This window comes from Porphyrobacter sp. HT-58-2, assembly GCF_002952215.1.
Lineage (GTDB): Bacteria > Pseudomonadota > Alphaproteobacteria > Sphingomonadales > Sphingomonadaceae > Erythrobacter.
In genome coordinates this window covers 191,276-213,921 of the sequence record NZ_CP022600.1, presented here as the reverse complement: position 1 = coordinate 213,921, position 22,646 = coordinate 191,276, and the positions used below count along the sequence as shown (strand labels likewise).

The window sequence follows — 22,646 nt, the reverse complement described above, 5'->3', positions numbered from 1 at the left end:
CATGAGTTTCGCCTGGGCCAAGCAATATGAACCGCAGACCGCTCTGACCAAGTGGCTGGACGAGAAACTGCCGCTGCCGCGGCTCGTCTACAACGCGGTGGGTGCCGGTTATCCGGTGCCGCGCAACCTCAACTACATGTGGAACTTCGGCGTGCTTGCCGGCTTCTGCCTGATGATCCAGATCGTAACTGGCGTCGTGCTTGCGATGCACTACGCGGCGAATGCACAAGTCGCTTTCGGCACGGTCGAGCACATCATGCGCAACGTCAACTACGGCTGGATGCTGCGCTATGCTCACGCCAACGGGGCGAGCTTCTTTTTCATCGTGATCTACCTGCACATTTTCCGCGGGTTCTTCTATTCGTCCTACAAGGCCCCGCGCGAGATGATCTGGCTGTTGGGCGTGGTGATCTTCCTGCTGATGATGGCAACCGCCTTCATGGGCTACGTGCTGCCGTGGGGCCAGATGAGCTTCTGGGGTGCGCAGGTTATCACCGGTCTGTTCTCGGCGATCCCGCTGGTGGGCGAGCCTCTGCAGGTGTGGCTGCTGGGCGGTTTTGCGCCTGACAACGCCGCGCTGAACCGCTTCTTCTCGTTGCACTTCTTGCTACCCTTCGTGATTGCGGGCGTCGTGATCCTGCATATCTGGGCGCTGCACATCCCCGGCTCGTCGAACCCGACTGGCGTGGAAGTTAAGCAGGAATCGGACACTGTGCCGTTCCATCCTTACTACACGGCAAAGGATGGCTTTGGCCTTGGCGTGTTCCTGATCCTGTTCACCACCATGGTGTTCTTCCTGCCCAACGCCCTGGGTCACCCCGACAACTACATCGAGGCGAACCCGCTCTCGACCCCGGCACACATCGTTCCCGAATGGTACTTCTGGCCGTTCTACGCGATCCTGCGCGCCTTCACGGGCGACCTCAGCATTCCGTTCACAGGCATCGTGCTGATCCCGGCCAAGCTTCTGGGCGTGATCGCGATGTTCGGCGCCATTCTGCTGTGGTTCATTCTGCCCTGGCTGGACAAGAGCCCGGTTCGCTCGGGTCACTACCGTCCGCTGTTCCGCAAGTTCTTCTGGTTCGGCTTCATCCCCTGCATGGTGGTGCTGTTCATTGCGGGCGGTGCGCCTGCTGAAGAACCCTATGTGGTGCTGAGCCAGGTCGCCACGGCGTACTACTTCCTTCACTTCCTGGTGATCCTGCCGATCGTCAGTCAGATCGAAGTGCCCAAGCCGCTGCCCTTCTCGATCACCGAAGCGGTGGTCGGCAAGGACGAGGCCGCTGACGCCCCGCGCGCTGGCGTCGTGGACGCCGGCAACACCGGCACCGCCACCGATGGTTCGCTGCAACCGGCCGAGTGATCGGCCGGGTGCAGTCCCGCATCATCTGAACCGATAACGAGAAAGAGTTCGGACATGTCTATTCGTCTCGGAGGCATTATTGCAGGCCTCGCCATCACCGCGGTGCTGGTGCTGTGGTCGCTCCTGCCCGGTGCCTATAACTACGCCTTCGGCCCGGCGCCGGAAAAGCAGCCCTCCTATGCCTTCTACGAGCACGGCAGCGGCCCCGTTGGCGGGTTCAGCTTCGATGGCCCGCTTGGCAAGTGGGACTACGCCCAGCTGCAGCGCGGCTATCAGGTGTACAAGGAGGTCTGCTCGGCTTGCCACAGCCTTAAGTTTGTCGCCTTCCGCAACCTGCGCGAACTCGGTTACACCGAAGCCGAAGTCGATGCCGAGGCGGCCGCGTGGACCGTTCCGGGCATTGATCCGAACACCGGCGAAACGACGACCCGGCCGGGTCTTCCGACGGACTACTTCCCGATGCCGTTCCCCAACGCCATCGCGGCTGCGGCGGCCAACAACAACGCCATTCCGCCGGATCTCTCGCTGATGACCAAGGCGCGTCATGACGGCTCGAATTACGTCTATGACCTGCTGACCGGTTATGGCGAGCCGGATGCTGAGAAGGCGGCGAAGGTCGGTTTCGAAACTCCGACCGGCCTCTACTTCAACAAGCACTTCCCGAACGTCAACATCGCCATGGCACCGCCGCTCGCTATTGACGGACAGGTTACCTATGCCGACGGCACTGAAGCAACCATCTCGCAGATGTCGGCTGACGTGGCTGCGTTCCTCACCTGGACGGCTGAGCCTTCGCTGGTGCAGCGCAAGCAGACCGGTTGGTTTGTGATCGGCTTCCTGCTGTTCGCTACCATGCTGGCTTTCCTCAGCTACAAGCAGATCTGGGCCGGCATGAAGCCGAAGAAGGGCTAATCCTCCTCTTGCTCCAGCGCTGACAATGTTCAGGCGCCCCGTTGTCCCTTGCGGATGGCGGGGCGCTTGTGCATTGAGCGGCGGGAAAGGGGCATCACCCGAAATGACCGCACCGCATCTCTCACGTGACGAGCTCAAGGCGCTTGTGCGCACCGTGCCGGACTTCCCCCACGCCGGGATCCAGTTTCGCGACATCACGACGTTGATCGGCCATCATCAAGGCATGGCGGCGAGTGTCCGTCACCTTGCCGAGCTGGCCGATGCAGTGGGTGCTGACAAGATCGCCGGGATGGAAGCACGCGGCTTCATCTTCGGCGCGGCGGTCGCGGTGCAGCTCGGCGTCGGCTTTGTGCCGGTGCGCAAGCCGGGCAAGCTCCCGATCGAGACCATCGGCATCGACTACGCCCTTGAATACGGCACCGACCGGCTGGAAATGGATCCGGGCGCGATCGAGCCGGGGCAGAACGTGGTGATGGTCGACGATCTGATCGCGACCGGCGGCACTGCGCTGGCATCCGCCGAACTGCTCCGCAAGGCAGGCGCGTTGGTCAGCCACGCGCTGTTCGTGATCGACCTGCCCGATTTGGGCGGTGCAAGCCGCCTGCGCGCAGCGGGCGTGACCGTCGATGCGCTAATGGCGTTTGACGGGGATTAGTCTTTCAGCCGCGCTACCTGCGTCAACACGACCTCAGCCAATTCGGGACGGCAAATCAGAAGGTCCGGCATGAAAGTGTTCGGCCGGTTATAGACCAGCGGGCTTCCGTCGATGCGCGAACAGTGGAGGCCATGGGCGCGGGCTACGGCCACCGGCGCACAGCTATCCCACTCGTGCTGGCCGCCTGAATGGAGATAAACCTCTGCCTCGCCTCGCACCACCGCCATTGCCTTGGCCCCGGCGCTGCCCATCGGCACCAGTTTCCCGCCAAGCGCAGCAGCGACAGCCTCTGCCTCGGCGGCCGGGCGAGAGCGGCTGACGAGGAAGCGCGGCGTGCTCGCCAGCGCGGGCAGTGGTGCGGGTTGGTCGGAACGCAGCACCACTTCGCCCGGCAGGCCCGGCAAGCCGACGGCGCCGGTCACCGGTACGCCGTCAATCGCCAGTGCAACATGCACCGCCCAGTCAACGCGACCTTCGCCATATTCGCGGGTGCCATCAACCGGATCGATAATCCAGACGCGCGACTTGTCCAGTCGGGCGGGATTGTCGCGTTCCTCTTCCGACAAAAGCCCATCATCCGGTCGCGCAGCGCGGATCGCATCACAGATCAGGCGATTGGCCGCGGCGTCCCCTGCTTCGCCCAGCGCCTTGCCCTTGAGCCCCGATTGCTCGAGCACCACCCGAAGCAGGCGCCCTGCGTCCAACGCCACCTGCGCAGCCAGCGCCGCATCGGAAAGAGCTGTATCCGTCATTTGAGCGGAAGAATCCGGTCGATGATGTGGCGCGCCGCTTCCTCCGGGGTCATGTCGACCGTGTTGACGCGGATTTCAGGATTCTCGGGCGGCTCATAGGGGCTGTCGATGCCAGTGAAGTTCTTGAGCTGACCCGATCGGGCCTTCTTGTAAAGACCCTTCACGTCGCGTGCTTCGGCCACCGCGAGCGGGGTGTCGACGAAAATCTCGATGAACTCGCCTTCAGGAAGCATGGCGCGCACCATCTCGCGTTCGGCCCGGAAGGGCGAGATAAAGGCGGTCAGCACGATCAGCCCCGCATCCGCCATCAGCCTCGCGACTTCGCCCACGCGACGAATATTTTCGATCCGGTCGGCCTCGGTAAAGCCGAGATCGCGGTTGAGGCCGTGGCGGACATTGTCGCCATCGAGCAGGAAGGTGTGGCGGTTCATCAGGAATAGCTGCTGTTCGACCGCGTTTGCGATAGTCGACTTGCCACTGCCCGAAAGCCCGGTGAACCACAGCACACGCGGAGTCTGGTTCTTCATCGCGGCATGATCCGCGCGAGTGATCGCGGTCGGCTGCCAGTGGATGTTGTCCGCCCGGCGCAGGCTGAATGTGATCATCCCTGCTGCCACTGTGGCGTTGGTGAACTTGTCGATTAGGATGAACCCGCCGAGCTGACGGCTCCTATCGTACGGCTCGAAGGCAATCGGGCGATCTGTTGCGAGCTCGGCAACCCCGATGCTGTTGAGATGGAGCGTTTTGGCGGCAAGATGCTCGCGGCTGTTGACGTCGATCTCATATTCGGGCGGCTGTACAGTAGCGGTGACGACCTGTGTGCCGATTTTCAGCCAATATCCGCGCCCGGGCTTCAATGCTTCCTCGTCCATCCACACGAAGGTCGCGCGGAACTGGTCTGAGGCCTGCGGCGGGTCGTCCGCTGCCGCGATCAGATCGCCACGCGAGCAATCGACTTCGTCGGCGAGGGTCAGGGTGACCGACTGGCCCGCGACGGCTTCTTCAAGGTCGCCATCGAAGGTCGTGATCGTCTTAATTGTGCTGGTCTTGCCCGAAGGCACGATCCGCACCGCATCCCCGGGGCGCACTGTGCCGCTGGCGATCTGTCCGGCGAAGCCCCGGAAGTCGAGATTGGGCCGGTTAACCCATTGCACCGGCATACGGAACGGCTGGGCTTGCGCGTCGGCGGCGTCGACTTCGACGGTTTCGAGGTGGTGGATCAGCGACGGCCCGGCATACCAGGGGGTATTGGCCGAAGCGGCGGTGATATTGTCACCCTTGAAGCCCGAGATCGGGATGGCGGTGAAATCCGCGATCCCGATGCTGCTGGCAAAGGCGCGGTAATCGGCCACGATGCGGTCAAACACGGCTTGGTCATAGCCGACCAGATCCATCTTGTTCACCGCCAGCACCACATGGCGGATGCCGAGCAGGTGAACCAGATAGGAATGCCGCCGCGTCTGTTGCAGCACGCCTTTCCTTGCATCGATCAGGATCACGGCGAGGTCAGCCGTCGAAGCGCCGGTCACCATGTTGCGGGTGTATTGCTCATGCCCCGGCGTGTCGGCGACGATGAACTTGCGCTTTTCGGTGGTGAAGAACCGGTAGGCGACGTCGATGGTGATGCCCTGTTCGCGCTCGGCGGCGAGACCATCGACCAGCAGGGCGAAGTCGATGTCCTGCCCCTGCGTGCCGTGCTTGATGCTGTCGCTTTCCAGCGCGGCGAGCTGATCTTCGAAGATCATCTTGGAGTCGTACAGCAGCCGCCCGATCAGGGTCGACTTGCCGTCATCCACGCTGCCGCAAGTGATGAAGCGCAGCAGGCTCTTGTGTTGGTGCGACAAGAGATAGGCGTCGATATCCTCTGCGATGAGGGCGTCGGTCTGAAAGGAGGAGGGGGTGTTCATCAGAAGTAACCCTCCTGCTTCTTGTCTTCCATGCTCGCAGATTGCCCCTTGTCAATCGCGCGGCCTTGACGTTCCGAGCCGCTGGCGAGCAGCATTTCCTGAATGATGTCGTTCATTTCGGTCGCATCGCTGAGGGTCGCGCCAGTCAGCGGGTAGCAGCCGAGAGTGCGAAAGCGGACCGAACGGGTGACCGGCTCTTCGCCCGGTTCGAGCCGGAAGCGGTCGTCATCGACCACAAGGATCATCCCGTCGCGCTCCACCGTGGGGCGGGGCTTGCTGAAATAGAGCGGGACGATGTCGATCTTTTCGAGCGCGATGTATTGCCAGATGTCGAGCTCGGTCCAGTTCGAGATCGGGAAGACGCGGATACTCTCACCCTTGGCCTTCTTCGCGTTGTAGAGGTTCCACAGCTCTGGGCGCTGGTTCTTGGGGTCCCAGCGATGGGCGGCGTTGCGGAAGCTGAAGATGCGCTCTTTCGCGCGCGCCTTTTCCTCATCGCGTCGCCCGCCGCCGAAGGCCGCGTCAAAGCCGTGGGCGGTCAGCGCGCGCTTCAGCGGGTCGGTCAGCTGCGCCTGCGAATAGAGCGCGCTGCCGGTGTCGAAGGGGTTGATGCCCTGCGCCTCGGCCTCCTCGTTCTGAGCGATTATCAGCTTCAGCCCATATTCCCGCACCGTCCGGTCGCGGTGGGCCAGCAAGTCGGCAAAGTCCCACCCGCTCGCCACGTGCAGCATCGGGAAGGGCGGCGGCGCGGGGTAGAAGGCCTTCCGCGCCAGATGCAGCATCACCGAGGAATCCTTGCCCACCGAATAGAGCATGACCGGGTTTTCCGCCTCGGCGACGACTTCGCGGAAGATATGGATGCTTTCGGCTTCGAGCCGTTCGAGATGAGTCAGGCAACGCATCCCTGCGCTGCTAGGCCAAGCGGCGTGCAACACAAACTCGGTTTTGTATCCGGTGGCCTAGTTTTGGTTGCCGGGGCGCGGCAAAGCCTGGGTCAGGAACCGATCTGCGGCGCAGCGGGTTGTGCTTCCATAAGCCTCTCGTCTATGGCCCGTGCAACGGGCGCAAGTGGCGCTTTGGGCATGGCATTTTCGCAAGAAAGGATAACCGGGGCCGCCAATGGCTGATGCCTTGACGCTCTTGTTGCTGATCGCGCTGCCCTTTCTTGCCGCGCTGATGATCGGCCTCTTGCACGGCGCCGGACGCGGTGTGCATTCCGCCATAGCAGGCGGAGCGAGCGCGGGTGGGCTCATTTTGCTTGCGGGACTTGCCGCGCCTGTAATCGGCGGCGCGGTGCCCTCGGCGACGTGGGCTTGGGTGCCTGCGCTGGGTCTTGATCTTGCGCTGATGGTCGACCCGTTGGGTTGGATGTTTGCCGGGCTGATCCTCGGGATCGGTTTCTTGGTGGTGATCTTTGCCCATTTCTATCTCTACAAGGGTGAGGATACCGGGCGCTTCTTCGCCAGCCTGATGCTGTTTCAGGGCGCGATGCTCGGGATCGTGATCGCCGGCAACGTGTTGCTGCTGCTGGTGTTCTGGGAGATGACCAGCCTCGCATCCTTCCTGCTAATCGGGTTCTGGCAGCACAAGCCTGAGGCACGGCAGGGCGCGCGCATGGCGCTGGCGGTGACAGGCGGTGGCGGGCTGGCGCTGATCGGGGGCATGATCCTGCTGGGTCTTGCTGCGGGCTCTTTCGATCTGGCCACGATCCTGTCACGCGGCGAGGATGTGCAGGCATCGCCGCTCTATCCGGCGATCCTCGGTCTTGTCCTGCTTGGCTGCTTCACCAAGTCGGCGCAGTTCCCGTTTCACTTCTGGTTGCCTCACGCGATGGCCGCGCCGACCCCGGTGAGCGCCTATCTCCATTCAGCGACGATGGTGAAGGCGGGCGTGTTTCTGCTCGCACGGTTGTGGCCTGTGCTGGCGGGGACGGAGGCCTACACGCTGATCGTGACGAGCGTCGGGCTGACCACCATGATCATCGGCGCCGTGGTGGCGCTGTTCCGACATGACCTGAAAAGCATCCTTGCCTATTCCACCATCTCGCAGCTGGGGATGCTCGTGATGCTGCTCGGCTTCAGCCTTGAAGCTGCGGCGTTGGCGGCGGTGCTGCATATCTTGAACCACGCTGCGTTCAAGGCTGCCTTGTTCATGAGTGCAGGCATCGTCGAGCATGAGAGTGGCACGCGCGACATACGCCGCCTTGGCGGGCTGGCGAAGGCCATGCCGATCACCGCATTGATCGCCACGCTTGCCGCCGCATCGATGGCGGGCCTGCCGCCGCTGGGCGGGTTCATCTCGAAGGAGCTGATGCTCTACGAAACACCCAAGCTGGCGTTGTTTGGCCTGCCCTGGCTGCTACCGGTTCTGGCGACGATCGGCGCAACCTTTTCGGTCGGCTATTCGCTGCGGCTGGCGATCCACCTGTTCTTCGGCAAGCCGCGCGAGCCGGAGCCGTTCGCCCGCGCGCATGATCCTTCGGCCGGAATGTGGGGCGCGCCGGCGCTGCTGACCGTGCTGGCGGTGCTGCTGGGCCTTATCCCGATGGCCCTTGCCGCGCCGCTGGTGGGAGCGGTGACAGGCGTGGTGACGGGCGCGGGCGTGCCCGCGTTCGAGCTTGCCTTGTGGCACGGGATCAATCTCGCGCTGATCCTCAGCCTTGCCGCTGTCGCGGGCGGGGTCTTGCTGCTGTGGCAACACAAGCCGCTGCTCGCCGCCTGGGAGCGCGCGGGGCTCCCCGATGCCAAGCGCATGTTCGAAGCCGCGCTGGCCTTTGCCGACACCTGGGTGCGCAAGGCGGTGGTCGCTACCCACACGCCCTCGCTCCAGAACATGCTGTTCGCGGCTTTTGCGGTGATCGTGCTGCTGGTGATCGATGGTGCTGTTGCAGGCGGAGGCATGTTCACCGGAAGCCGCGCAGGCCTGCCGGCGCCCCCACCGGCGGTCATTGCCTGGGCGCTGCTGATCGCGGCGACGGCGGCGGTGGTCAATGATGCGCGCAATCGCTTCCGGGTGCTGATCTACATCAGTGTTATCGGGCTCATCATAAGTCTCGCCTTTGCGCGCTTCTCTGCTCCCGATCTGGCGCTGACCCAGATTTCGGTCGAGGTGGTGACGATCCTGCTGCTGTTGCTGGCGCTCAATCTCTTGCCCAAGGCCCCGCCGTTGTTGTCCTCGGCCCCGCGCAAGTGGCGTGATGGTGCGCTTGCAGTCACCGGCGGTGTGCTGGTCGGCGGAATCGCCTGGGCGATGCTGACCCGTGATCCGGGCGCGACTATCGCCGCCTATCACCTTGCCAATGCTAAGCCCGGCGGCGGCGGCACCAACGTCGTCAATGTTATCCTCGTCGATTTCCGCGCCTTCGACACGCTGGGTGAGATCATCGTGCTGGGTATTGCCGGGCTCGGCATCTTTGCGCTGCTCGATACGGCTGCGGTGGGTGCGGCGGGCGCGCGGCTGAGGGCATGGCGTGAAGATACCGCCCACTCGCCGGAGCGGCATCCCATGATGCTGGTCGCCGCAAGCCGGATCATCCTGCCGCTGACGCTGACTGTCGGCATCTTCCTGTTCCTGCGCGGCCATAACCAGCCCGGCGGCGGGTTCATCGCGGCATTGGTGGTGGCGATTGCTTTCCTCGTGCAATATCTCGCCGCGGGCTATGACTGGTCAAACGCACGCAAGCGATTTGGCGAGCACAAGCTCATCGCATGGGGCGTGCTGGCGGCGATGGCGACCGGGCTTGGTGCGATGGTGCTGGGTCAGCCTTTCCTCAAGTCATGGTTCGACTATTTCAGCCTGCCGCTGATCGGCAAGTTCGAGCTTGCCAGCGCCATGCTGTTCGATGTCGGGGTGTTCCTGACCGTGTTCGGCGCGGTCATGCTGGCGCTGGCGCAATTGAGCCACGTCGCCCAGCGTGCGGCCCGCGCTCATGCTGCCAAGGTCGCCGCTGAGCGTGGGGAGGGCGGCGCGCCATGACCTACGAATTCCTGGTGGCAAGCGCCATTGGCGTGCTGGTGGCAGGCGGGATATTCCTCGCCCTGCGCGCGCGCACATTTCAGGTGGTGCTGGGCCTGACCCTGGTCTCCTATGCGGTGAACCTGTTCCTGTTCGCGTCGGGCAGGCTCACGATCGGCAAGCCGCCGATCTGGGAAAAGGCCGTGAGCGACTATGCCGATCCCCTGCCCCAGGCGCTGGTGCTGACCGCGATCGTCATCACCTTCGGCATGACCGCCTTTGTCGTGATCCTTGCCCTGCGCAGCTTCCTTGAAAGCGGCAGCGATCATGTCGATGGCGATACGGTGCCTTGCGACACACAGGACGGGGCGTCTGATGTCACCTCCCATGCGGTCGAGACGGGGGAGGACGCGGCATGAGCCTCGCCACGCATCTGCCGATCTTGCCGGTCGTGATCCCCGCGCTGGCGGCACCTTTCGCGCTCTTGGTGATGCGGCGGCGGCGGCGATTGGGCATCGCGATTGCGATAGTGTCCTGCCTCGCATTGCTGGCGACGGCTCTGACAATCTTGGCACAAGTCGCGGACGGGACGGTTCTTGCCTATGCCGTCGGGGCATGGCCTGCGCCGTTTGGTATCGCGTTGGTTGCCGATCGCCTCGCAGCGATGATGCTGGTGCTGACATCGCTGCTGGCACTGATTGCGCTGATACATGCTGTTGTCACCCGCGCTGATCGCAAGGGCTGGCACTTCCACCCGTTGTTCCAGTTCCAGTTGATGGGACTGAACGGCGCCTTCCTGACCGGAGACCTGTTCAATCTTTTTGTGTTTTTCGAAGTGCTGCTGATAGCTTCCTATGGCCTGATGCTGCACGGTCAGGGGCCGGCGCGGCTGAAGGCCGGGTTGCAATATGTCGTGGTCAATCTGGTCGGCTCGTCGGTGTTTCTGATCGCACTGGGGATGCTCTACGCGCTCACAGGTACGCTCAACATGGCCGACATGGGGCTGAGGGTGGCAGCAGTTGCGCCTGCGGATCAGGGGATGCTGCGGATTGCTGGGCTGCTGCTGGTGAGCGTGTTTGCCTTGAAAGCAGCCGTCGCGCCGCTCCACCTGTGGCTGCCGCGTACCTATGCGGTGTCCACACCGGCGGTTGCGGCGCTGTTCGCAATCATGACCAAAGTCGGAGTTTATTCCTTGATCCGGGTTGTGCCGCAGGTGTTCGGCGAGGGTGCCGGTGCGGCGGCGTGGGTTCCTGCGCCATGGCTGTTTCCGGCGGCAATGGTGAGCGCCGTGATCGGCTTTGCGGGCGTGTTCGTGGCCCGCAGCATGTCGGAACAGGCGTCTTATGCCGTGATCGGTTCGACGGGAACGCTTCTGATTGCGGTGGCTGGTTGGCGTGAGGACAGCCTTGGTGCGGCGCTCTTCTACCTTGTCCACTCGACCATCGCGGCCGCAGCGCTGTTCCTGGTTGCAGATGTGACGGCGCGGCGCCGCGGTGCCTTTGCCGACAGCGCGAGCCCCGGCCCCGCCTTTGTCGGACGCGGCGGCATCGCGCTGATGTTCATGGCTGCCGCAATCGCCGCAAGTGGTTTGCCGCCACTGTCGGGCTTCATTGGCAAGCTGATGATCCTTAAATCGGTGGCACCTTTGCCCCATTGGGGCTGGGCCTGGGGCGTGATCCTCGTCACCACGCTGATCGGCGTGATCGGCTTTGCCCGGGTCGGCAGCGCCGTGTTCTGGAAGACTGGCGAAGCCTGCGACGCGCCGCTCATCCCGGCCCTTCGCCGCGATCTGGCTGCCCCTGCCCTTGCTCTGGCATTGCTGGCGGCGCTTTCTATCGCCGCTGGCCGGGTGAGCGCCTATGCCGAGGCCGCTGCTGCGCAGGTTCTTGATCCCGCACAAGCTGCCGCCGCCGTGTTGACGGAGGCCGCGCCATGAGTCGTCTGTTGCCGCATCCCGGTCTTTCCATCCTGCTGGTGGCCATGTGGGTGGTGATGGTCAACGACGTCAGCTTTGGCGCGCTGTTCCTTGGGTTGGTGTTCGGTTTTCTCGTGCCGCTGTTCACTGCGCCGTGGTGGCCGGGGCGACCGCAGGTGCGTTATTTTCCTGCCTTCGGCTATCTGGGTATCGTGCTGTGGGACATCATCGTCGCGAATTTCCAGGTTGCGGCGATCATCCTGTTCAAGCCTAATCACGCCTTGCGCCCCGCCTGGCTGGCAATCCCGCTAGATCTGACCACGCCCGAGGCGATTACCGTGTTCGCCGGCACGATCAGTCTTACGCCCGGCACGGTTTCCGCAGATGTCTCCGCCTGCGGTAAGTATCTTCTCGTTCATGCGCTCCACGCACCCGATCCGGCGGCCGAGATCGGCAAGGTCAAGGCACGCTACGAAGCCCGGCTGAAGGAGATTTTCGCATGATAGAATATGCGGTGACCTTCGGTTTTGTGGCGCTTGGCGTGGCGCTGGCGATGAACTTGTGGCGGTTGTTCAAGGGGCCGGGTGTGGGCGACCGCATCCTCGCCCTCGACACGATGGTGATCAATGTCATTGGGTTGATCGTTCTGACGGGCATTGACGATGCCAGCGGTACTTCGTTCGAGGCGGCATTGCTGCTGGCGATGGTCGGATTTGTCGGAACCGTAGCCTATGCCAAGTTCCTGTTGCGGGGAGACATCATCGAATGATTGGAGATGTGTCCTTTGCCGAACTGCTTGTCAGTCTGTTGATCGTGGTGGGCGGCGTGTTTGCGCTGGTCGGCAGCTGGGGACTGGTGCGCCTGCCTTCGCTGATGGAGCGCCTTCACGGCCCGACCAAGGCGACCACGCTGGGCCTAGGCGCGCTGCTGGTCGGTTCGGTTGCCTGGTTCCAGCTTGAACTGGGGGTGTGGACCACCCATGAGCTGCTTATTTCGGTGTTTCTGTTCGTCACCGCCCCTATCTCAGCCAACATGATCGCCAAGGTTCACCTGCATCGCATGCGGTTGGGCGAGGCGGGCGAGACGATCAGCCCGGCAGGTGCGCCCTTGCCACCACCTGCGCCGGATGGCGAATGGGCGACGTACGAAGCCCCGCATGAAGGCACGCCAGGGGATTTTATCGGCGACTGAGCGCGCGAATGTTCACTGCGCTGCTTGCCCTTCGGCTTGCGCCATGATTACGGCCAGTCCGACCGAAAGTCCCGCTACGAAGCGCTCCCGGTCGATGTTGAGATATTCGTCGACGCTGTGGGTGCGCCCGCCTCCCGCGCCCGAACCGATGGTCAGGGCCGGGATGCCGAGGCTCATCGGAATATTGGCGTCGGTCGAGGATGCATCAAGCCGCGTCTTGAAACCAAAGGCCTGCGCCGCAGCCACTGCGCGGGTCACAAGCGGGTGATCTTCCGGGGTCATCCCGGCAGGCCGGTCTCCTGTCATCTGTGCATCGAGCGTTATCGCGCCTGTCCTGGTCGAACGTGCCGCATTCTCCTGATCGACAGCGGTGCGGGCTGCGGCCAGCATCTGTGTTTCAAGCTGCGCCAGCGCTTCGGGATCCCGCGAGCGCAGGTCGATTTCGAGCAGGATTTCCGCCGGAATCGAATTCACCGATGTGCCGCCGCTGACGACGCTGGCCGCATAGGTGGTGCGCGGTTCGCTGGGGACTTGCACGGCGTAAAGCCCGCGCACTGCCTCCGCCATTGCGGCCATCGGATTGACGATGCCGAAGGCGCCATAGCTGTGGCCACCCGGCCCGCGGAAGGCGAGCCGATAGCGACGTGATCCGACCGCTGCATGGACAATCCGGCCAGCGCTGGTGTTGTCGATCGAAAGGAACGCGCCAATCCGTCCCTTGTATGCGCCTTGCGTGAACAGGTGCCGTACGCCGCGCAGATCGCCCGGCCCTTCTTCACCGACCGTGCCGACAAACAGCACCGGATGCCGGGTCCTGACCTGCGCGGCGTCCAGCACCCTCACCCACGCAAGGATCGAGGCAAGTCCCAGGCTGTCATCCCCGATCCCCGGAGCATACAGACGCTCACCCTCACGGCGCACAGTGATCGGCGTGCCCTCGGGGAACACCGTGTCAAGGTGGGCAGAGACGACGAAGACCGGCCCTTCTTCGCGCCCGGGACGCAAGCCCAGCACATTGCCTTCTGCATCGATGGTGACATCGTCAAGACCCGCGTCGCGCAGCATCGCGGCGAACAGGGCGGCGCGTTCGGCCTCCTTGAACGGCGGGGCCGGGGTTTCGGTGATCCGGACCAGCTCCGCGATCACCCGGTCATATTCCAGGTCCAGCTGTGCGCGCATCGCATCGGGCAGTTGCTGCGCGATGGCAGTTTCGCGGCTCTGGCTGTCCGGGTTGTCGGCAATCGCAGGTGCGCTCCATGCCAGTGCGGCTGCCGCCACAGCGAGCCAGTGTTGCGCCATCATGCTTGTTCCTCTCAGCCCTATTCCCTTTGTCCCTAGCGACTGGCGATGGCTAGCGGAAGTGCGCCGGTTTGAGATCGTACCGCGCAAGCTTGTCGTAGATCGTCTTGCGCGGGGTTTGCAGCATTTCCTGTACGCGCGCGATGTCGCCGCGGCATCGGCGCAGCGCATCTTCCAGCACAGTGCGTTCGAAATCTGCGACCACCTGCTGGAGCGATCGCTGCCCGTCGAGCTGTGTAGCAGGTGCATCGAGATCGGCCAATCCCAGCACGAAGGCACGGGCATAGCCGCTCAGTTCGTGGAGATTGCCCGGCCATTCGTGCGACAGGACATGGTGCCATTGCCGCTCGCCGATGGTCGGAGCGGGAAGATTAAGCGCGCGGGCGTGGCGCGAGACGAATAGGCGGAACAGCTCAGGCACGTCCTCGCGGCGCTGGCTGAGCGGGGGGAAGGCGATCTGCACCGCGCCCAGCCTGTGCCACAATGGATCGCGAGCCGATTGGGCGCCAGCAGCCGGATCGACGGGGTGGCGCGCGATGATGATGCGGATGTTGAGCCGCCGTGGCCGGTCTGCCCCGATTGGCAACACCTGGCGCTTTTCCACCAACGACAGGAGCCTCGCCGTCAGCACCGGGCCAGCAGCTTCGATCTCGTCGAGGAATAGCGTCCCGCCATTGGCACGTTCGGCAAGACCGGTACGCGATAGGCCTGCACCACCAGAACCTGCCCCCGGGTCGCGCCCGAACAGCAGCAGTTCGGCGTCCTCGTGCGCGAGCACACCGGCATCGACGGTCACGAAGGGGCGGCCGCGGCGCGGGCTGAGATCGTGGATCGCGCGTGCGGCATGGCTCTTGCCGGTGCCGGCCGGGCCGGTGAGGACGACATCGATTTCCGATGGCGCGACACCTTCGATCACCGAGCGCAGCCGCTCTGCCGCGGCCGAGGCTCCGGGAATGGCGCTCCCGGCACTCCGTCCTGCTTCCTCGCGCAGCCGCCGGTTCTCAAGTGCCAGTGCGCGTCGTTCGCTGGCGAGCCGCACCGCACGGACAAGATCGGCGGAGGCATAGGGCTTGGTAAGGAAGTCGGCCGCGCCGTTCTTCATTGCTGCAACGGCCATCGCAATGTCGCCGTGGCCGGTCGTGAGGATCACGGGCAGTTCCGGGTCGATCTCGCGCAGTGAGGCGAAAAAGGCGAGGCCGTCGATTCCGGGCATCCGCACATCGCTGACGACCACCCCAGGGTAATCGACGGTGAGCCAGCCGAGCGCCGAGCGCGCATCCGGGAAGGCCACCACCTCGGCCCCTTCCAGCCTGAGGGCCTGCATCGTCGCATCGCGCAGGGCCGGATCATCCTCGACCAGTGCGATTTGCAGCGGCATGGGCGGGGTTGTCTTCATGTCGCAGGCATCACCATGACAAAGCGGGCTCCTGTTGGCGTGTCTTCATGGACAAGATCCCCGCCAAGCTGGCGCATGATGTCGCGGGCGATCGCCAGACCAAGGCCAATTCCATCGGACTTCGATGTCACGAAGGGCTGGAACAGAGTGTCGCGCAGCCAAGGCGCGACCCCCGGCCCGCTATCGGTCACGCAGAGGCGAACGGTGCCATTCGCCGCTGTAATGGCAAGCGCAATGCTGCCACCATGGTTGCAGGCCTGTGCCGCATTCTGGAGCAGATTGACGAGCACCTGTTCAAGCTGGACATGCCGCGCGCGCACGGTGGTGGCTGCCGCGTCGGGGGCAGGGCGTTCAAGCGTCAGGTCCTTGTGCCGCAACTGGTCGCGCAGCAGCAGCAACGAGCCGTCGATCACCTCGGCAAGGGTCACGTCGCGCGGTTCTTCGGAGGAGCGGCGGCTGAACTGGAGCTGTTCGGCGGTAATCTCGCCAATGCGACTGGCGAGACCTGCGATCTTGCCGAAGTTTTCCGCCGCTTCGGCGTGGCGCGCGGCAGCCAGCAGGCGTTCACCGCTTTCGGCATACACCTGCATGGCGGCAAGCGGCTGGCGGATTTCATGGCCAAGCCCTGCAGTGATCTGGCCCAGGGTGGCGAGCCGGTTGGCCTGTTGCAGCTGTTCGCGCAAGGTGGCTGTCTGCGCGGCGACTTCGGCGGCAGCGCGTGCCTGTCGCTGGCGGCGCAGTACCCACGCGCCCGCTCCCGCAAGTATGAGCAATGCCAGAACGGTCACGCCAGCCAGTCGGCCATTGGCAAGCGCAACCGACAACCGCTGAGAGGGGTCGGCAAGCAGGTGCAGCTCCCATCCAGTTGGTGCAATCGGCTGGATCTTTTCTATCATCCGCACTGGCGAAGCGGCCTCACCACGGGCCGGCACCTCGAAAGGTGCGATGTCCCGGACCCCGAAGCGCATCGCATCGCGCGCAGGATCGCGCGCTTGTGCCTGTTTCGCGTCACCTGCCGAGGCGCGGAAACGCCAATCGGGATTGCTCGCCAGCAGCACGATCCCCTCAACATCGGTCACGAAGACCCCATCCTCGGCGTCGCTCCACTTGCGCTCGAGACTGTCGAATTCGACCTTGACTGCCACAACCCCGAGAGGTCGTTGCTGCGGCCCTACCCGTTCTGCAAGATACAGCCCGGGCCTGCGGCTGACCGTGCCGAGGGCGAATTCGGTGGCCGTGCCATTGCGCAGCGCCCCGCGGAAGTAGTCGCGAAAGCCGTAATCCGATCCGATGAAGCTGTCTGGCCGGTCCCAATTGCTCGACGCCAGCGTCATGCCTTTGGCGTCCATCAGATAGATCGCTGCTGCATTGGTCTGCTGCGCGAGGACGGCGAGACGACGGTTGAGCACAGCGCGCACTGCGTTTTCCCCGGCGAGCAGCTTCGCCACCTCGGGATCGCCCGCCAGCACGCGCGGTACGAGCGTGAACTTGTTGAGCTCGCTTTCAAGGCCCGCAGCCAGAATTTCGGCCCGGCTGGTGGCGGCAGCGCGTGTTTCAGCCAGCGCATTCACCCGCATGGCCCGATCAAGCCCGAGCATGGCCAGGCCCGCCAGCAAAGCGACTGCCGTCAGCCCTATTGCCGCCAGATACCACCGTCCGAGCCTGCCTTGCATTGTGCTCGCCTTGCTTTCCATGCGCTGCCATGTGCGTCTTTTCGCACAGGGCGCAAGAAAATCGTGCGGATTTTCGCACAAAAGATCGATTCTCTCGGAGTAACAGACTGATTTCTATGAATCGCCGCAAGTGCGGCGATTTTCTTGTAGTCCGCGACAGTCTCCCCGATCCTTGCGCGCGGAGAGTGACAAAACGCCGGGGGAGCCAGCGACCAATGGGTTCGCATATTGCCATTACGACGGGAAACACCCCGCCGCCGGCGAAAAAGCCATTGTACCGGCAGCTCTATGTGCAGGTGCTGGTGGCGATCGCCTTGGGTGCGACCATCGGCCACCTTGCGCCTGAATTCGGCACTGCGCTCAAGCCGCTGGGCGACGGCTTCATCAAACTGGTCAAGATGATCATCGCTCCGGTGATTTTTCTGACGGTCGCCACAGGGATCGCCGGAATGAGCGACCTGAAGGCCGTCGGCAACGTGGCGGGCAAAGCCTTCGCCTATTTCCTGACCTTTTCGACCCTGGCGTTAATCATCGGCCTGGTCGTGGGCAATGTGGTCCGCCCCGGTGACGGACTGAATATTGACCCCGCCACGCTCGACACTGCCGCGGTCGCCGATTTTGCCAACAAGGCAGAAGCACAGACGATCACCGGCTTTCTGTTGAATATCATTCCCGAAACGCTGTTCAGCGCGGCTACCGATGGTCAGATCCTGCAGGTGCTGCTGGTGGCGATCCTTGCCGGGGTGGCGATTTCAGCGACCCGCCCGGTCAGCGATCTGGTGACCGATGTGCTCGCCTCTTTCAGCGAAGTGGTATTCAAACTCGTCCACATGTTGATGAAGCTCGCTCCGATCGGGGCGTTCGGGGCGATGGCTTTCACCATCGGCGAATTCGGCATCGGCAGCCTTGCCAATCTCGCTGCATTGATCGGCACTTTCTACCTCACCTCGCTGCTGTTCGTGCTGGTGGTCCTGGGCCTGGTCGGCTGGGCGGGCGGGTTCTCGATCTTCGCCCTGATCCGCTATCTGCGTGAGGAATTGCTGCTGGTGCTTGGCACATCGTCCTCCGAAGCTGCCCTGCCGAGCCTGATGGAAAAAATGGAAGCCGCCGGCTGCCGCAAGGCGGTGGTCGGTCTGGTGGTGCCTACGGGCTATTCCTTCAATCTCGATGGCACCAACATCTACATGACGCTCGCCGCGCTGTTCATCGCGCAGGCGGTCGGTGTGGAGCTGTCGCTTGCCGAGCAGTTGACACTGGTGTTGGTCGCCATGATCAGTTCCAAGGGTGCGGCCGGAGTGACCGGATCGGGCTTCGTCATCCTCGCCGCTACGCTTTCGGTGGTTCCGAGCGTGCCGGTGGCGGGCATGGCGCTGATCCTCGGGATAGACCGCTTCATGAGCGAATGTCGTGCGCTGACCAACTTCATCGGCAATGCGGTTGCGACCATCATCGTCGCGGCCTGGGAGGGCGCGCTTGACCGCGAGCGGCTTAACGCTGCGCTGTCCGGCAACCCGCTGCCGCTCCCCGAGGAAGATATCGAACGGCACGAACGCAGCGGACCGGTGAGCGAAAAGCTCGCCAAGGTGCTGGAGAAGACCCCATGATCGCCCACCGCCATCTGCTGTCGCTGGTCGCGCTGCTGGCAGTTCTCATTGGTGCTGCCCCGGTCTCGCCGCTTGCGGCGGCCGAGCCTCCCACACGAGAGGAAATCCTGCTGTGGCCGGGCAACCCGCCGGGCAATGGCAAGATCACCGGGCCAGAGGTGGTGGGCGACAAGGGCGGCGCTTTCGGCGCTGTCTGGAATGTCTCAACCCCGAGGATGCGTGTTTTCCGTCCGACCACGCCCAATGGAGCGGCTGTGCTGGTGGCGGGTGGCGGTGGCTATTTCCGTATCCAGCTCTGGAAGGAAAGCACGCCTGCCGCCGAATGGCTCGCTGCGCAGGGCTTCACGGTGTTCGAGCTGATCTACCGCCTGCCGAATGATGGCTGGGATTCTACTGTGCCCTTCATGGATGCACAGCGGGCGATGAAGATTATCCGCACCCGTGCGGCAGAATTCAGGGTCGATCCCGGCAAGATCGGGATCATGGGCTTTTCGGCCGGAGGCCATCTTGCCGGGTTCACGGCCTATCAGCCGGAGCGCGCTCTTTACGCCGGGGCTGATCGTTACGAGAGCGTTTCTGCACGACCCGATTTCGCGGTTTTGCTGTTCCCGGTGGTGACCCTGCGCAAGCCCTATGACACCACCCGGACGCGGCGCGAAATCGTGGGTGACAAGGCGACCGTAAAGGCCGAGACGGCATGGTCGCTCGATACCCACGTGAGCCGTGCGGCACCGCCGACCATCATTTTTGCCGCCGCCGACGACACCATCACGCCGCCGGGACACGGCATCCTTCTGTTTCAGACTCTGATCGCCGCCGGGGCGAACGCGGAACTGCATCTGTTCCGCGACGGCGGACACGGCTGGGGTCTGGGCAAGCCCGATCAGGTCATCAGCCAATGGCCGACGCTGTTCGAGCACTGGGCGCAGTCAATCAAAATCATCGAAAAACGGGGAGAATAAGAATGTCCATCAACAGGCTCAGCAGGCTCGTCCTGATGTGCGGCGGCAGCATCATTGCCGCTTCCGCAACCAACGCCTTTGCACAGGATGCGGATGTGACCACGCCCGCACCGGTCGCCGAGCCCGAGCGCGAGATTGTCGTGACCGGCACCCAGATTCAGGGCGCCAAGATCAACGATGTGCTGCCGGTTACGGTGGTCGACGAGGTCGATATCCAGAATATCGCGGCAACCTCGGGCGATGAACTGTTCCGTGCCATTCCGCAGGCGGGCGGCGTTGCCTTCAACGAACAGAACGACGTCACCTCGAACAACGCCCGCGGCGATGCGGCCTCGATCAACCTGCGCGATCTTGGCACGGGCAACACCCTGCTGCTTATCAACGGGCGTCGCATGGTTCTGAATCCGGGTTTCCAGACCGAACTGCTGGTGCCGGTGGTCAGCCCCGACACCAATGAAATCGCACCGGGCAGCGTCCGGCGACTTGAGGTGCTGCGTGACGGTGCCTCGGCCATCTATGGCGCGGATGCGGTCGCAGGCGTGGTCAACACGGTGCTGCGGGGCAACCGCAGGGGCGGCTTTGTGGAAGGCGAATACCGCAATTCGGACGGCACCGGCCTTTACAGCACGCAGATCAATGGCGGTTATGGCTTCGATTTCGCGGGCGGCCGGGCCAACCTGACCGTTTATGGCGGCTATTTCTACGAAAACGGGATGCAATCATCCGAGCGCCCCTATTCCGCCGATGATGACAAGCGTGCGCTGCTCGTGGGTACCGATTTTGAAGGCGACACGCAGTTCAACAATCGCAATACTTTCGGCCCCTTCGGCCAATTCCGTATTCTCGCGCCGGCCAATGCAACGCCGATCCGGGCCACGCAGTTCTATCTCCAGCCCAACACCTTCACCGGCTGTCGTCTGGATTTCGGTGATGGCGTATGCGCCCGCAACGGCGCGACCCCGGCGGTCGATGTGCGTTACAACCGCGCCTTCGGCACCACGCTGATCAGCGAAAAGACCCGCATCAATGCGGCGGCTTTGCTCAACTACGAATTCAGCAACAGCCTCGAAGGTTATTTTGAGGCCACCTATTACCGTTCCGAGAGCAGCCGCAACATCACCCCTGCTGCTGTCCTGAGCGCGGTGCCGGTCGGGATTTCACGCAATGCCTACTGGAACCCGTTTGGTCCGGTGACCTTCCCGGATGGTACCCCCAACCCCAACCGCCTGCCCGGCACGACCATCGCTGCCGGCGGCGCGGATCTGGTCATGGAGCGTTATCGCTTTGTCGATGCGGGCAACCGCACGGTCGATGTCGACAAGGATTCCTACCGCTTTGTCGCGGGCCTTCGCGGCAATTTCGGGTCGTGGGATTTTGACACCGGCTTTGTCTATTCCGAGGCCCGGACCACCGATCTTGAAGGCAACCGCGTCTCGCTCACCCTGTTCCAGGAAGCAGTCAACCAGTCGACCCCCAATGCCTACAACCCCTTCAATGGCGGCTGCCTCGATGATCCGGGCAACGGCGATTGCACCCCCAATCCGCAAAGCGCAATTGATCCGTTCATCATCAGTGTGTTCCGCAAGGGCGGCACCAGTCTGGCCCTGGCAGACTTCAAGGTCAGCCGCAGCGACCTCTTCAAGCTGCCCGGCGGCGATGTCGGGGTTGCGGCCGGGATCGAGTGGCGGCGGGAGACCTTCTTCGATGATCGCGACCCCCGGCTTGACGGCACGATCACCTGGACCGACAGCGTCCGGGGCGTGTTCGACGGCAGCGACGTGATGGGCACCAGCCCCTCACCCGACACCAACGGCGCTCGTCAGGTCTATTCGGCCTTTGTCGAAACCTTTGTCCCGCTGGTGAGCGAGGACATGCAGATCCCGCTGATCAACTCGCTGAACCTCCAGCTGGCGGGCCGGATGGAACACTTCAAGGACATCAACGAAACCGCCATCGTTCCGCGCGCGGCTGCGTCGTGGAGCGTGGTGCCGGGCCTGATGGTGCGCGGTGCATGGTCGCGCGGCTTCCGTGCGCCGAACCTTGTGCAGGTCAATGATGCAGGCACCACCCGGTCGAACACCCGAGACGATTTCGTCCGCTGTCAGGCAGAGCTGGAAAAGGGCCTGATCACCAACCTCGGCGTGTGTGCGGGTGAGGGCGTTATAAGCTTCCGTTCGGGCACCGACCAGCTCGAGCCTGAGGAAAGCGAAAGCATCAACCTTGGCATCGTGCTCGAGCCGAAGTTCGTTCCCGGCCTGACCTTGACGGCGGACTACTGGCGCGTGAAGCAGACCGGTCTGGTCGGAACCTTCGGTGATGACAACGCAATCGCGGTTGACCTGCTGCTGCGTCAGAACGGCAGCTTCAACCCTGCTGTGATCCGTGCGGCGCCTACGCCGGAGCTGATCGAGCTGTTCAACGGCACCAGTCTGGCAGCGGCGGGCGAGATCATTCAGGTGCTTGACCCCTATCTCAACCTCGACAGCCGCGTTTCGAAGGGCTGGGACTTCGGCCTCGCCTACAATGTCCCTGATTTCGGCATCGGCAAGTTCCGCCTGCGCTTCAACGCTGCCCGGCTTTCGGGTTTTGTCCAGTCAGCCGGGACCGACGGACAGTTGCTGCTCGACGCTGTGGCCAGCGGGGCGCTGCCACCTGAAGTGCGGGTTGAAGGCCTTGGCCAACTGCTCGAACTCGACGGACGGCCGAAATGGCGTTTCAGCGGCGCGGTCAACTGGGGCAGCGGCCCGCTCGACCTTGGCCTGTTTGCCCAGTATGTCGGCGAGGTGTGGAACACGAGCGTGAGCCGCGACGTGCCGATCGTGTCGGATGATCCCAATGCGAACTTCTATCGCGTGGGCGATTTCCTGACCTTGAACACGGCGGTTACCTACACCTTCGGCAAGGACAGCCCTCTGGATGGTACCCGTATTCGGCTTGGGGTGAACAACCTGCTCGACCGGCAGCCGCCCTTGGCGGATGAGACCTATGGTTTCTTCAGTGCTCTGCATTCGCCGCGTGGGCGGGTGTTCCGGGTCGAAGTGCGCAAGACCTTCTGACAAGATG

General features: G+C 63.4%; 18 protein-coding genes. 12 read left to right on the top strand and 6 right to left on the bottom strand.

All coding sequences use genetic code 11. From position 1 onward, the window contains the following. The first annotated feature begins 1 nt into the window (after position 1). The 3 genes from CHX26_RS01010 (at position 2) to CHX26_RS01000 (ending at position 2,930) form a co-directional block, all read left to right on the top strand. The gene (locus CHX26_RS01010) at positions 2-1,363 is read left to right on the top strand and encodes a cytochrome b (RefSeq protein ID WP_104940771.1); all 1,362 of its coding nucleotides are present in this window, start codon (positions 2-4) and stop codon (positions 1,361-1,363) included. Positions 1,364-1,417: 54 nt separating this feature from the next. Further along, the gene (locus CHX26_RS01005; RefSeq protein ID WP_104940770.1) at positions 1,418-2,275 is read left to right on the top strand and encodes a cytochrome c1; all 858 of its coding nucleotides are present in this window, start codon (positions 1,418-1,420) and stop codon (positions 2,273-2,275) included. A gap of 103 nt (positions 2,276-2,378) precedes the next feature. After that, entirely contained in the window at positions 2,379-2,930 is a 552-nt protein-coding gene (locus CHX26_RS01000; protein ID WP_104940769.1) for an adenine phosphoribosyltransferase, read from the top strand. Here the strand turns inward: CHX26_RS01000 and CHX26_RS00995 are convergent. Genes CHX26_RS00995 through cysD form a run of 3 tightly spaced genes read right to left on the bottom strand, consistent with a single transcriptional unit; the run spans position 2,927 to position 6,491 of the window. After that, positions 2,927-3,682 (bottom strand): 3'(2'),5'-bisphosphate nucleotidase CysQ, encoded by a 756-nt coding sequence (locus tag CHX26_RS00995; protein WP_104940768.1) that lies wholly within the window; start codon positions 3,680-3,682, stop codon positions 2,927-2,929. The two genes, CHX26_RS01000 and CHX26_RS00995, sit on opposite strands and share 4 nt — an antisense overlap. Further along, complete coding sequence (gene cysN / locus CHX26_RS00990; protein ID WP_104940767.1) at positions 3,679-5,589, bottom strand: sulfate adenylyltransferase subunit CysN; 1,911 nt, start codon at positions 5,587-5,589, stop codon at positions 3,679-3,681. The genes CHX26_RS00995 and cysN overlap by 4 nt, the downstream gene beginning before the upstream one ends. After that, positions 5,589-6,491 carry a sulfate adenylyltransferase subunit CysD gene (gene cysD / locus CHX26_RS00985; RefSeq protein ID WP_104940766.1) on the bottom strand — a complete coding sequence of 301 codons (903 nt, stop codon included), beginning with the start codon at positions 6,489-6,491 and terminating at the stop codon, positions 5,589-5,591. Before cysD ends, cysN begins: the two co-directional genes overlap by 1 nt. 217 nt (positions 6,492-6,708) lie before the next feature. Between cysD and CHX26_RS00980 the strand changes: the two genes are divergently transcribed. The 6 genes from CHX26_RS00980 to CHX26_RS00955 are packed head-to-tail and all read left to right on the top strand — an operon-like array spanning position 6,709 to position 12,649. Then, positions 6,709-9,564 carry a monovalent cation/H+ antiporter subunit A gene (locus tag CHX26_RS00980; RefSeq protein WP_104940765.1) on the top strand — a complete coding sequence of 952 codons (2,856 nt, stop codon included), beginning with the start codon at positions 6,709-6,711 and terminating at the stop codon, positions 9,562-9,564. Continuing rightward, entirely contained in the window at positions 9,561-9,962 is a 402-nt protein-coding gene (locus CHX26_RS00975; RefSeq protein WP_104940764.1) for a Na+/H+ antiporter subunit C, read from the top strand. The genes CHX26_RS00980 and CHX26_RS00975 overlap by 4 nt, the downstream gene beginning before the upstream one ends. After that, positions 9,959-11,479 carry a monovalent cation/H+ antiporter subunit D gene (locus CHX26_RS00970; RefSeq protein ID WP_104940763.1) on the top strand — a complete coding sequence of 507 codons (1,521 nt, stop codon included), beginning with the start codon at positions 9,959-9,961 and terminating at the stop codon, positions 11,477-11,479. The genes CHX26_RS00975 and CHX26_RS00970 overlap by 4 nt, the downstream gene beginning before the upstream one ends. Continuing rightward, positions 11,476-11,961 (top strand): Na+/H+ antiporter subunit E, encoded by a 486-nt coding sequence (locus CHX26_RS00965; RefSeq protein ID WP_104940762.1) that lies wholly within the window; start codon positions 11,476-11,478, stop codon positions 11,959-11,961. Before CHX26_RS00970 ends, CHX26_RS00965 begins: the two co-directional genes overlap by 4 nt. Continuing rightward, complete coding sequence (locus tag CHX26_RS00960) at positions 11,958-12,227, top strand: K+/H+ antiporter subunit F (RefSeq protein WP_104940761.1); 270 nt, start codon at positions 11,958-11,960, stop codon at positions 12,225-12,227. The genes CHX26_RS00965 and CHX26_RS00960 overlap by 4 nt, the downstream gene beginning before the upstream one ends. Beyond that, entirely contained in the window at positions 12,224-12,649 is a 426-nt protein-coding gene (locus tag CHX26_RS00955) for a Na+/H+ antiporter subunit G (protein WP_104940760.1), read from the top strand. Before CHX26_RS00960 ends, CHX26_RS00955 begins: the two co-directional genes overlap by 4 nt. A gap of 12 nt (positions 12,650-12,661) precedes the next feature. On the opposite strand, the gene CHX26_RS00950 is transcribed toward CHX26_RS00955, so the two are convergent. Genes CHX26_RS00950 through CHX26_RS00940 form a run of 3 tightly spaced genes read right to left on the bottom strand, consistent with a single transcriptional unit; the run spans position 12,662 to position 17,017 of the window. After that, the gene (locus CHX26_RS00950; protein ID WP_104940759.1) at positions 12,662-13,951 is read right to left on the bottom strand and encodes a M20/M25/M40 family metallo-hydrolase; all 1,290 of its coding nucleotides are present in this window, start codon (positions 13,949-13,951) and stop codon (positions 12,662-12,664) included. Positions 13,952-14,000: 49 nt separating this feature from the next. After that, entirely contained in the window at positions 14,001-15,326 is a 1,326-nt protein-coding gene (locus CHX26_RS00945; RefSeq protein ID WP_233997215.1) for a sigma-54-dependent transcriptional regulator, read from the bottom strand. A gap of 14 nt (positions 15,327-15,340) precedes the next feature. Further along, positions 15,341-17,017 carry a sensor histidine kinase gene (locus CHX26_RS00940; RefSeq protein ID WP_172449637.1) on the bottom strand — a complete coding sequence of 559 codons (1,677 nt, stop codon included), beginning with the start codon at positions 17,015-17,017 and terminating at the stop codon, positions 15,341-15,343. A 215-nt stretch (positions 17,018-17,232) separates the two neighbouring features. On the opposite strand from CHX26_RS00940, the gene CHX26_RS00935 reads away from it, so the two are divergent. The 3 genes from CHX26_RS00935 to CHX26_RS00925 are packed head-to-tail and all read left to right on the top strand — an operon-like array spanning position 17,233 to position 22,639. Next, positions 17,233-18,621, top strand: coding sequence for a dicarboxylate/amino acid:cation symporter (locus CHX26_RS00935; protein ID WP_104940756.1), 1,389 nt, complete (start codon positions 17,233-17,235; stop codon positions 18,619-18,621). Next, complete coding sequence (locus CHX26_RS00930) at positions 18,618-19,583, top strand: alpha/beta hydrolase (RefSeq protein ID WP_104940755.1); 966 nt, start codon at positions 18,618-18,620, stop codon at positions 19,581-19,583. The genes CHX26_RS00935 and CHX26_RS00930 overlap by 4 nt, the downstream gene beginning before the upstream one ends. A gap of 2 nt (positions 19,584-19,585) precedes the next feature. After that, complete coding sequence (locus CHX26_RS00925) at positions 19,586-22,639, top strand: TonB-dependent receptor domain-containing protein (protein ID WP_104940754.1); 3,054 nt, start codon at positions 19,586-19,588, stop codon at positions 22,637-22,639. Positions 22,640-22,646: the final 7 nt, after the last annotated feature.

Excerpts from the sequence above, each read along its gene's own strand:
- CHX26_RS00955 (WP_104940760.1), top strand. The coding sequence starts at position 12,224 with ATGATTGGAGATGTGTCCTTTGCCGAACTGCTTGTCAGTCTGTTGATC.
- CHX26_RS01005 (WP_104940770.1), top strand. The coding sequence starts at position 1,418 with ATGTCTATTCGTCTCGGAGGCATTATTGCAGGCCTCGCCATCACCGCG.
- CHX26_RS00960 (WP_104940761.1), top strand. The coding sequence starts at position 11,958 with ATGATAGAATATGCGGTGACCTTCGGTTTTGTGGCGCTTGGCGTGGCG.
- CHX26_RS00995 (WP_104940768.1), bottom strand. The coding sequence starts at position 3,682 with ATGACGGATACAGCTCTTTCCGATGCGGCGCTGGCTGCGCAGGTGGCG.
- CHX26_RS00970 (WP_104940763.1), top strand. The coding sequence starts at position 9,959 with ATGAGCCTCGCCACGCATCTGCCGATCTTGCCGGTCGTGATCCCCGCG.
- CHX26_RS00945 (WP_233997215.1), bottom strand. The coding sequence starts at position 15,326 with ATGCCGCTGCAAATCGCACTGGTCGAGGATGATCCGGCCCTGCGCGAT.
- CHX26_RS00925 (WP_104940754.1), top strand. The coding sequence starts at position 19,586 with ATGTCCATCAACAGGCTCAGCAGGCTCGTCCTGATGTGCGGCGGCAGC.
- CHX26_RS00965 (WP_104940762.1), top strand. The coding sequence starts at position 11,476 with ATGAGTCGTCTGTTGCCGCATCCCGGTCTTTCCATCCTGCTGGTGGCC.
- CHX26_RS00930 (WP_104940755.1), top strand. The coding sequence starts at position 18,618 with ATGATCGCCCACCGCCATCTGCTGTCGCTGGTCGCGCTGCTGGCAGTT.
- CHX26_RS00950 (WP_104940759.1), bottom strand. The coding sequence starts at position 13,951 with ATGATGGCGCAACACTGGCTCGCTGTGGCGGCAGCCGCACTGGCATGG.
- CHX26_RS01010 (WP_104940771.1), top strand. The coding sequence starts at position 2 with ATGAGTTTCGCCTGGGCCAAGCAATATGAACCGCAGACCGCTCTGACC.
- cysN (WP_104940767.1), bottom strand. The coding sequence starts at position 5,589 with ATGAACACCCCCTCCTCCTTTCAGACCGACGCCCTCATCGCAGAGGAT.
- cysD (WP_104940766.1), bottom strand. The coding sequence starts at position 6,491 with ATGCGTTGCCTGACTCATCTCGAACGGCTCGAAGCCGAAAGCATCCAT.
- CHX26_RS00935 (WP_104940756.1), top strand. The coding sequence starts at position 17,233 with ATGGGTTCGCATATTGCCATTACGACGGGAAACACCCCGCCGCCGGCG.
- CHX26_RS00940 (WP_172449637.1), bottom strand. The coding sequence starts at position 17,017 with ATGCAAGGCAGGCTCGGACGGTGGTATCTGGCGGCAATAGGGCTGACG.
- CHX26_RS01000 (WP_104940769.1), top strand. The coding sequence starts at position 2,379 with ATGACCGCACCGCATCTCTCACGTGACGAGCTCAAGGCGCTTGTGCGC.
- CHX26_RS00980 (WP_104940765.1), top strand. The coding sequence starts at position 6,709 with ATGGCTGATGCCTTGACGCTCTTGTTGCTGATCGCGCTGCCCTTTCTT.
- CHX26_RS00975 (WP_104940764.1), top strand. The coding sequence starts at position 9,561 with ATGACCTACGAATTCCTGGTGGCAAGCGCCATTGGCGTGCTGGTGGCA.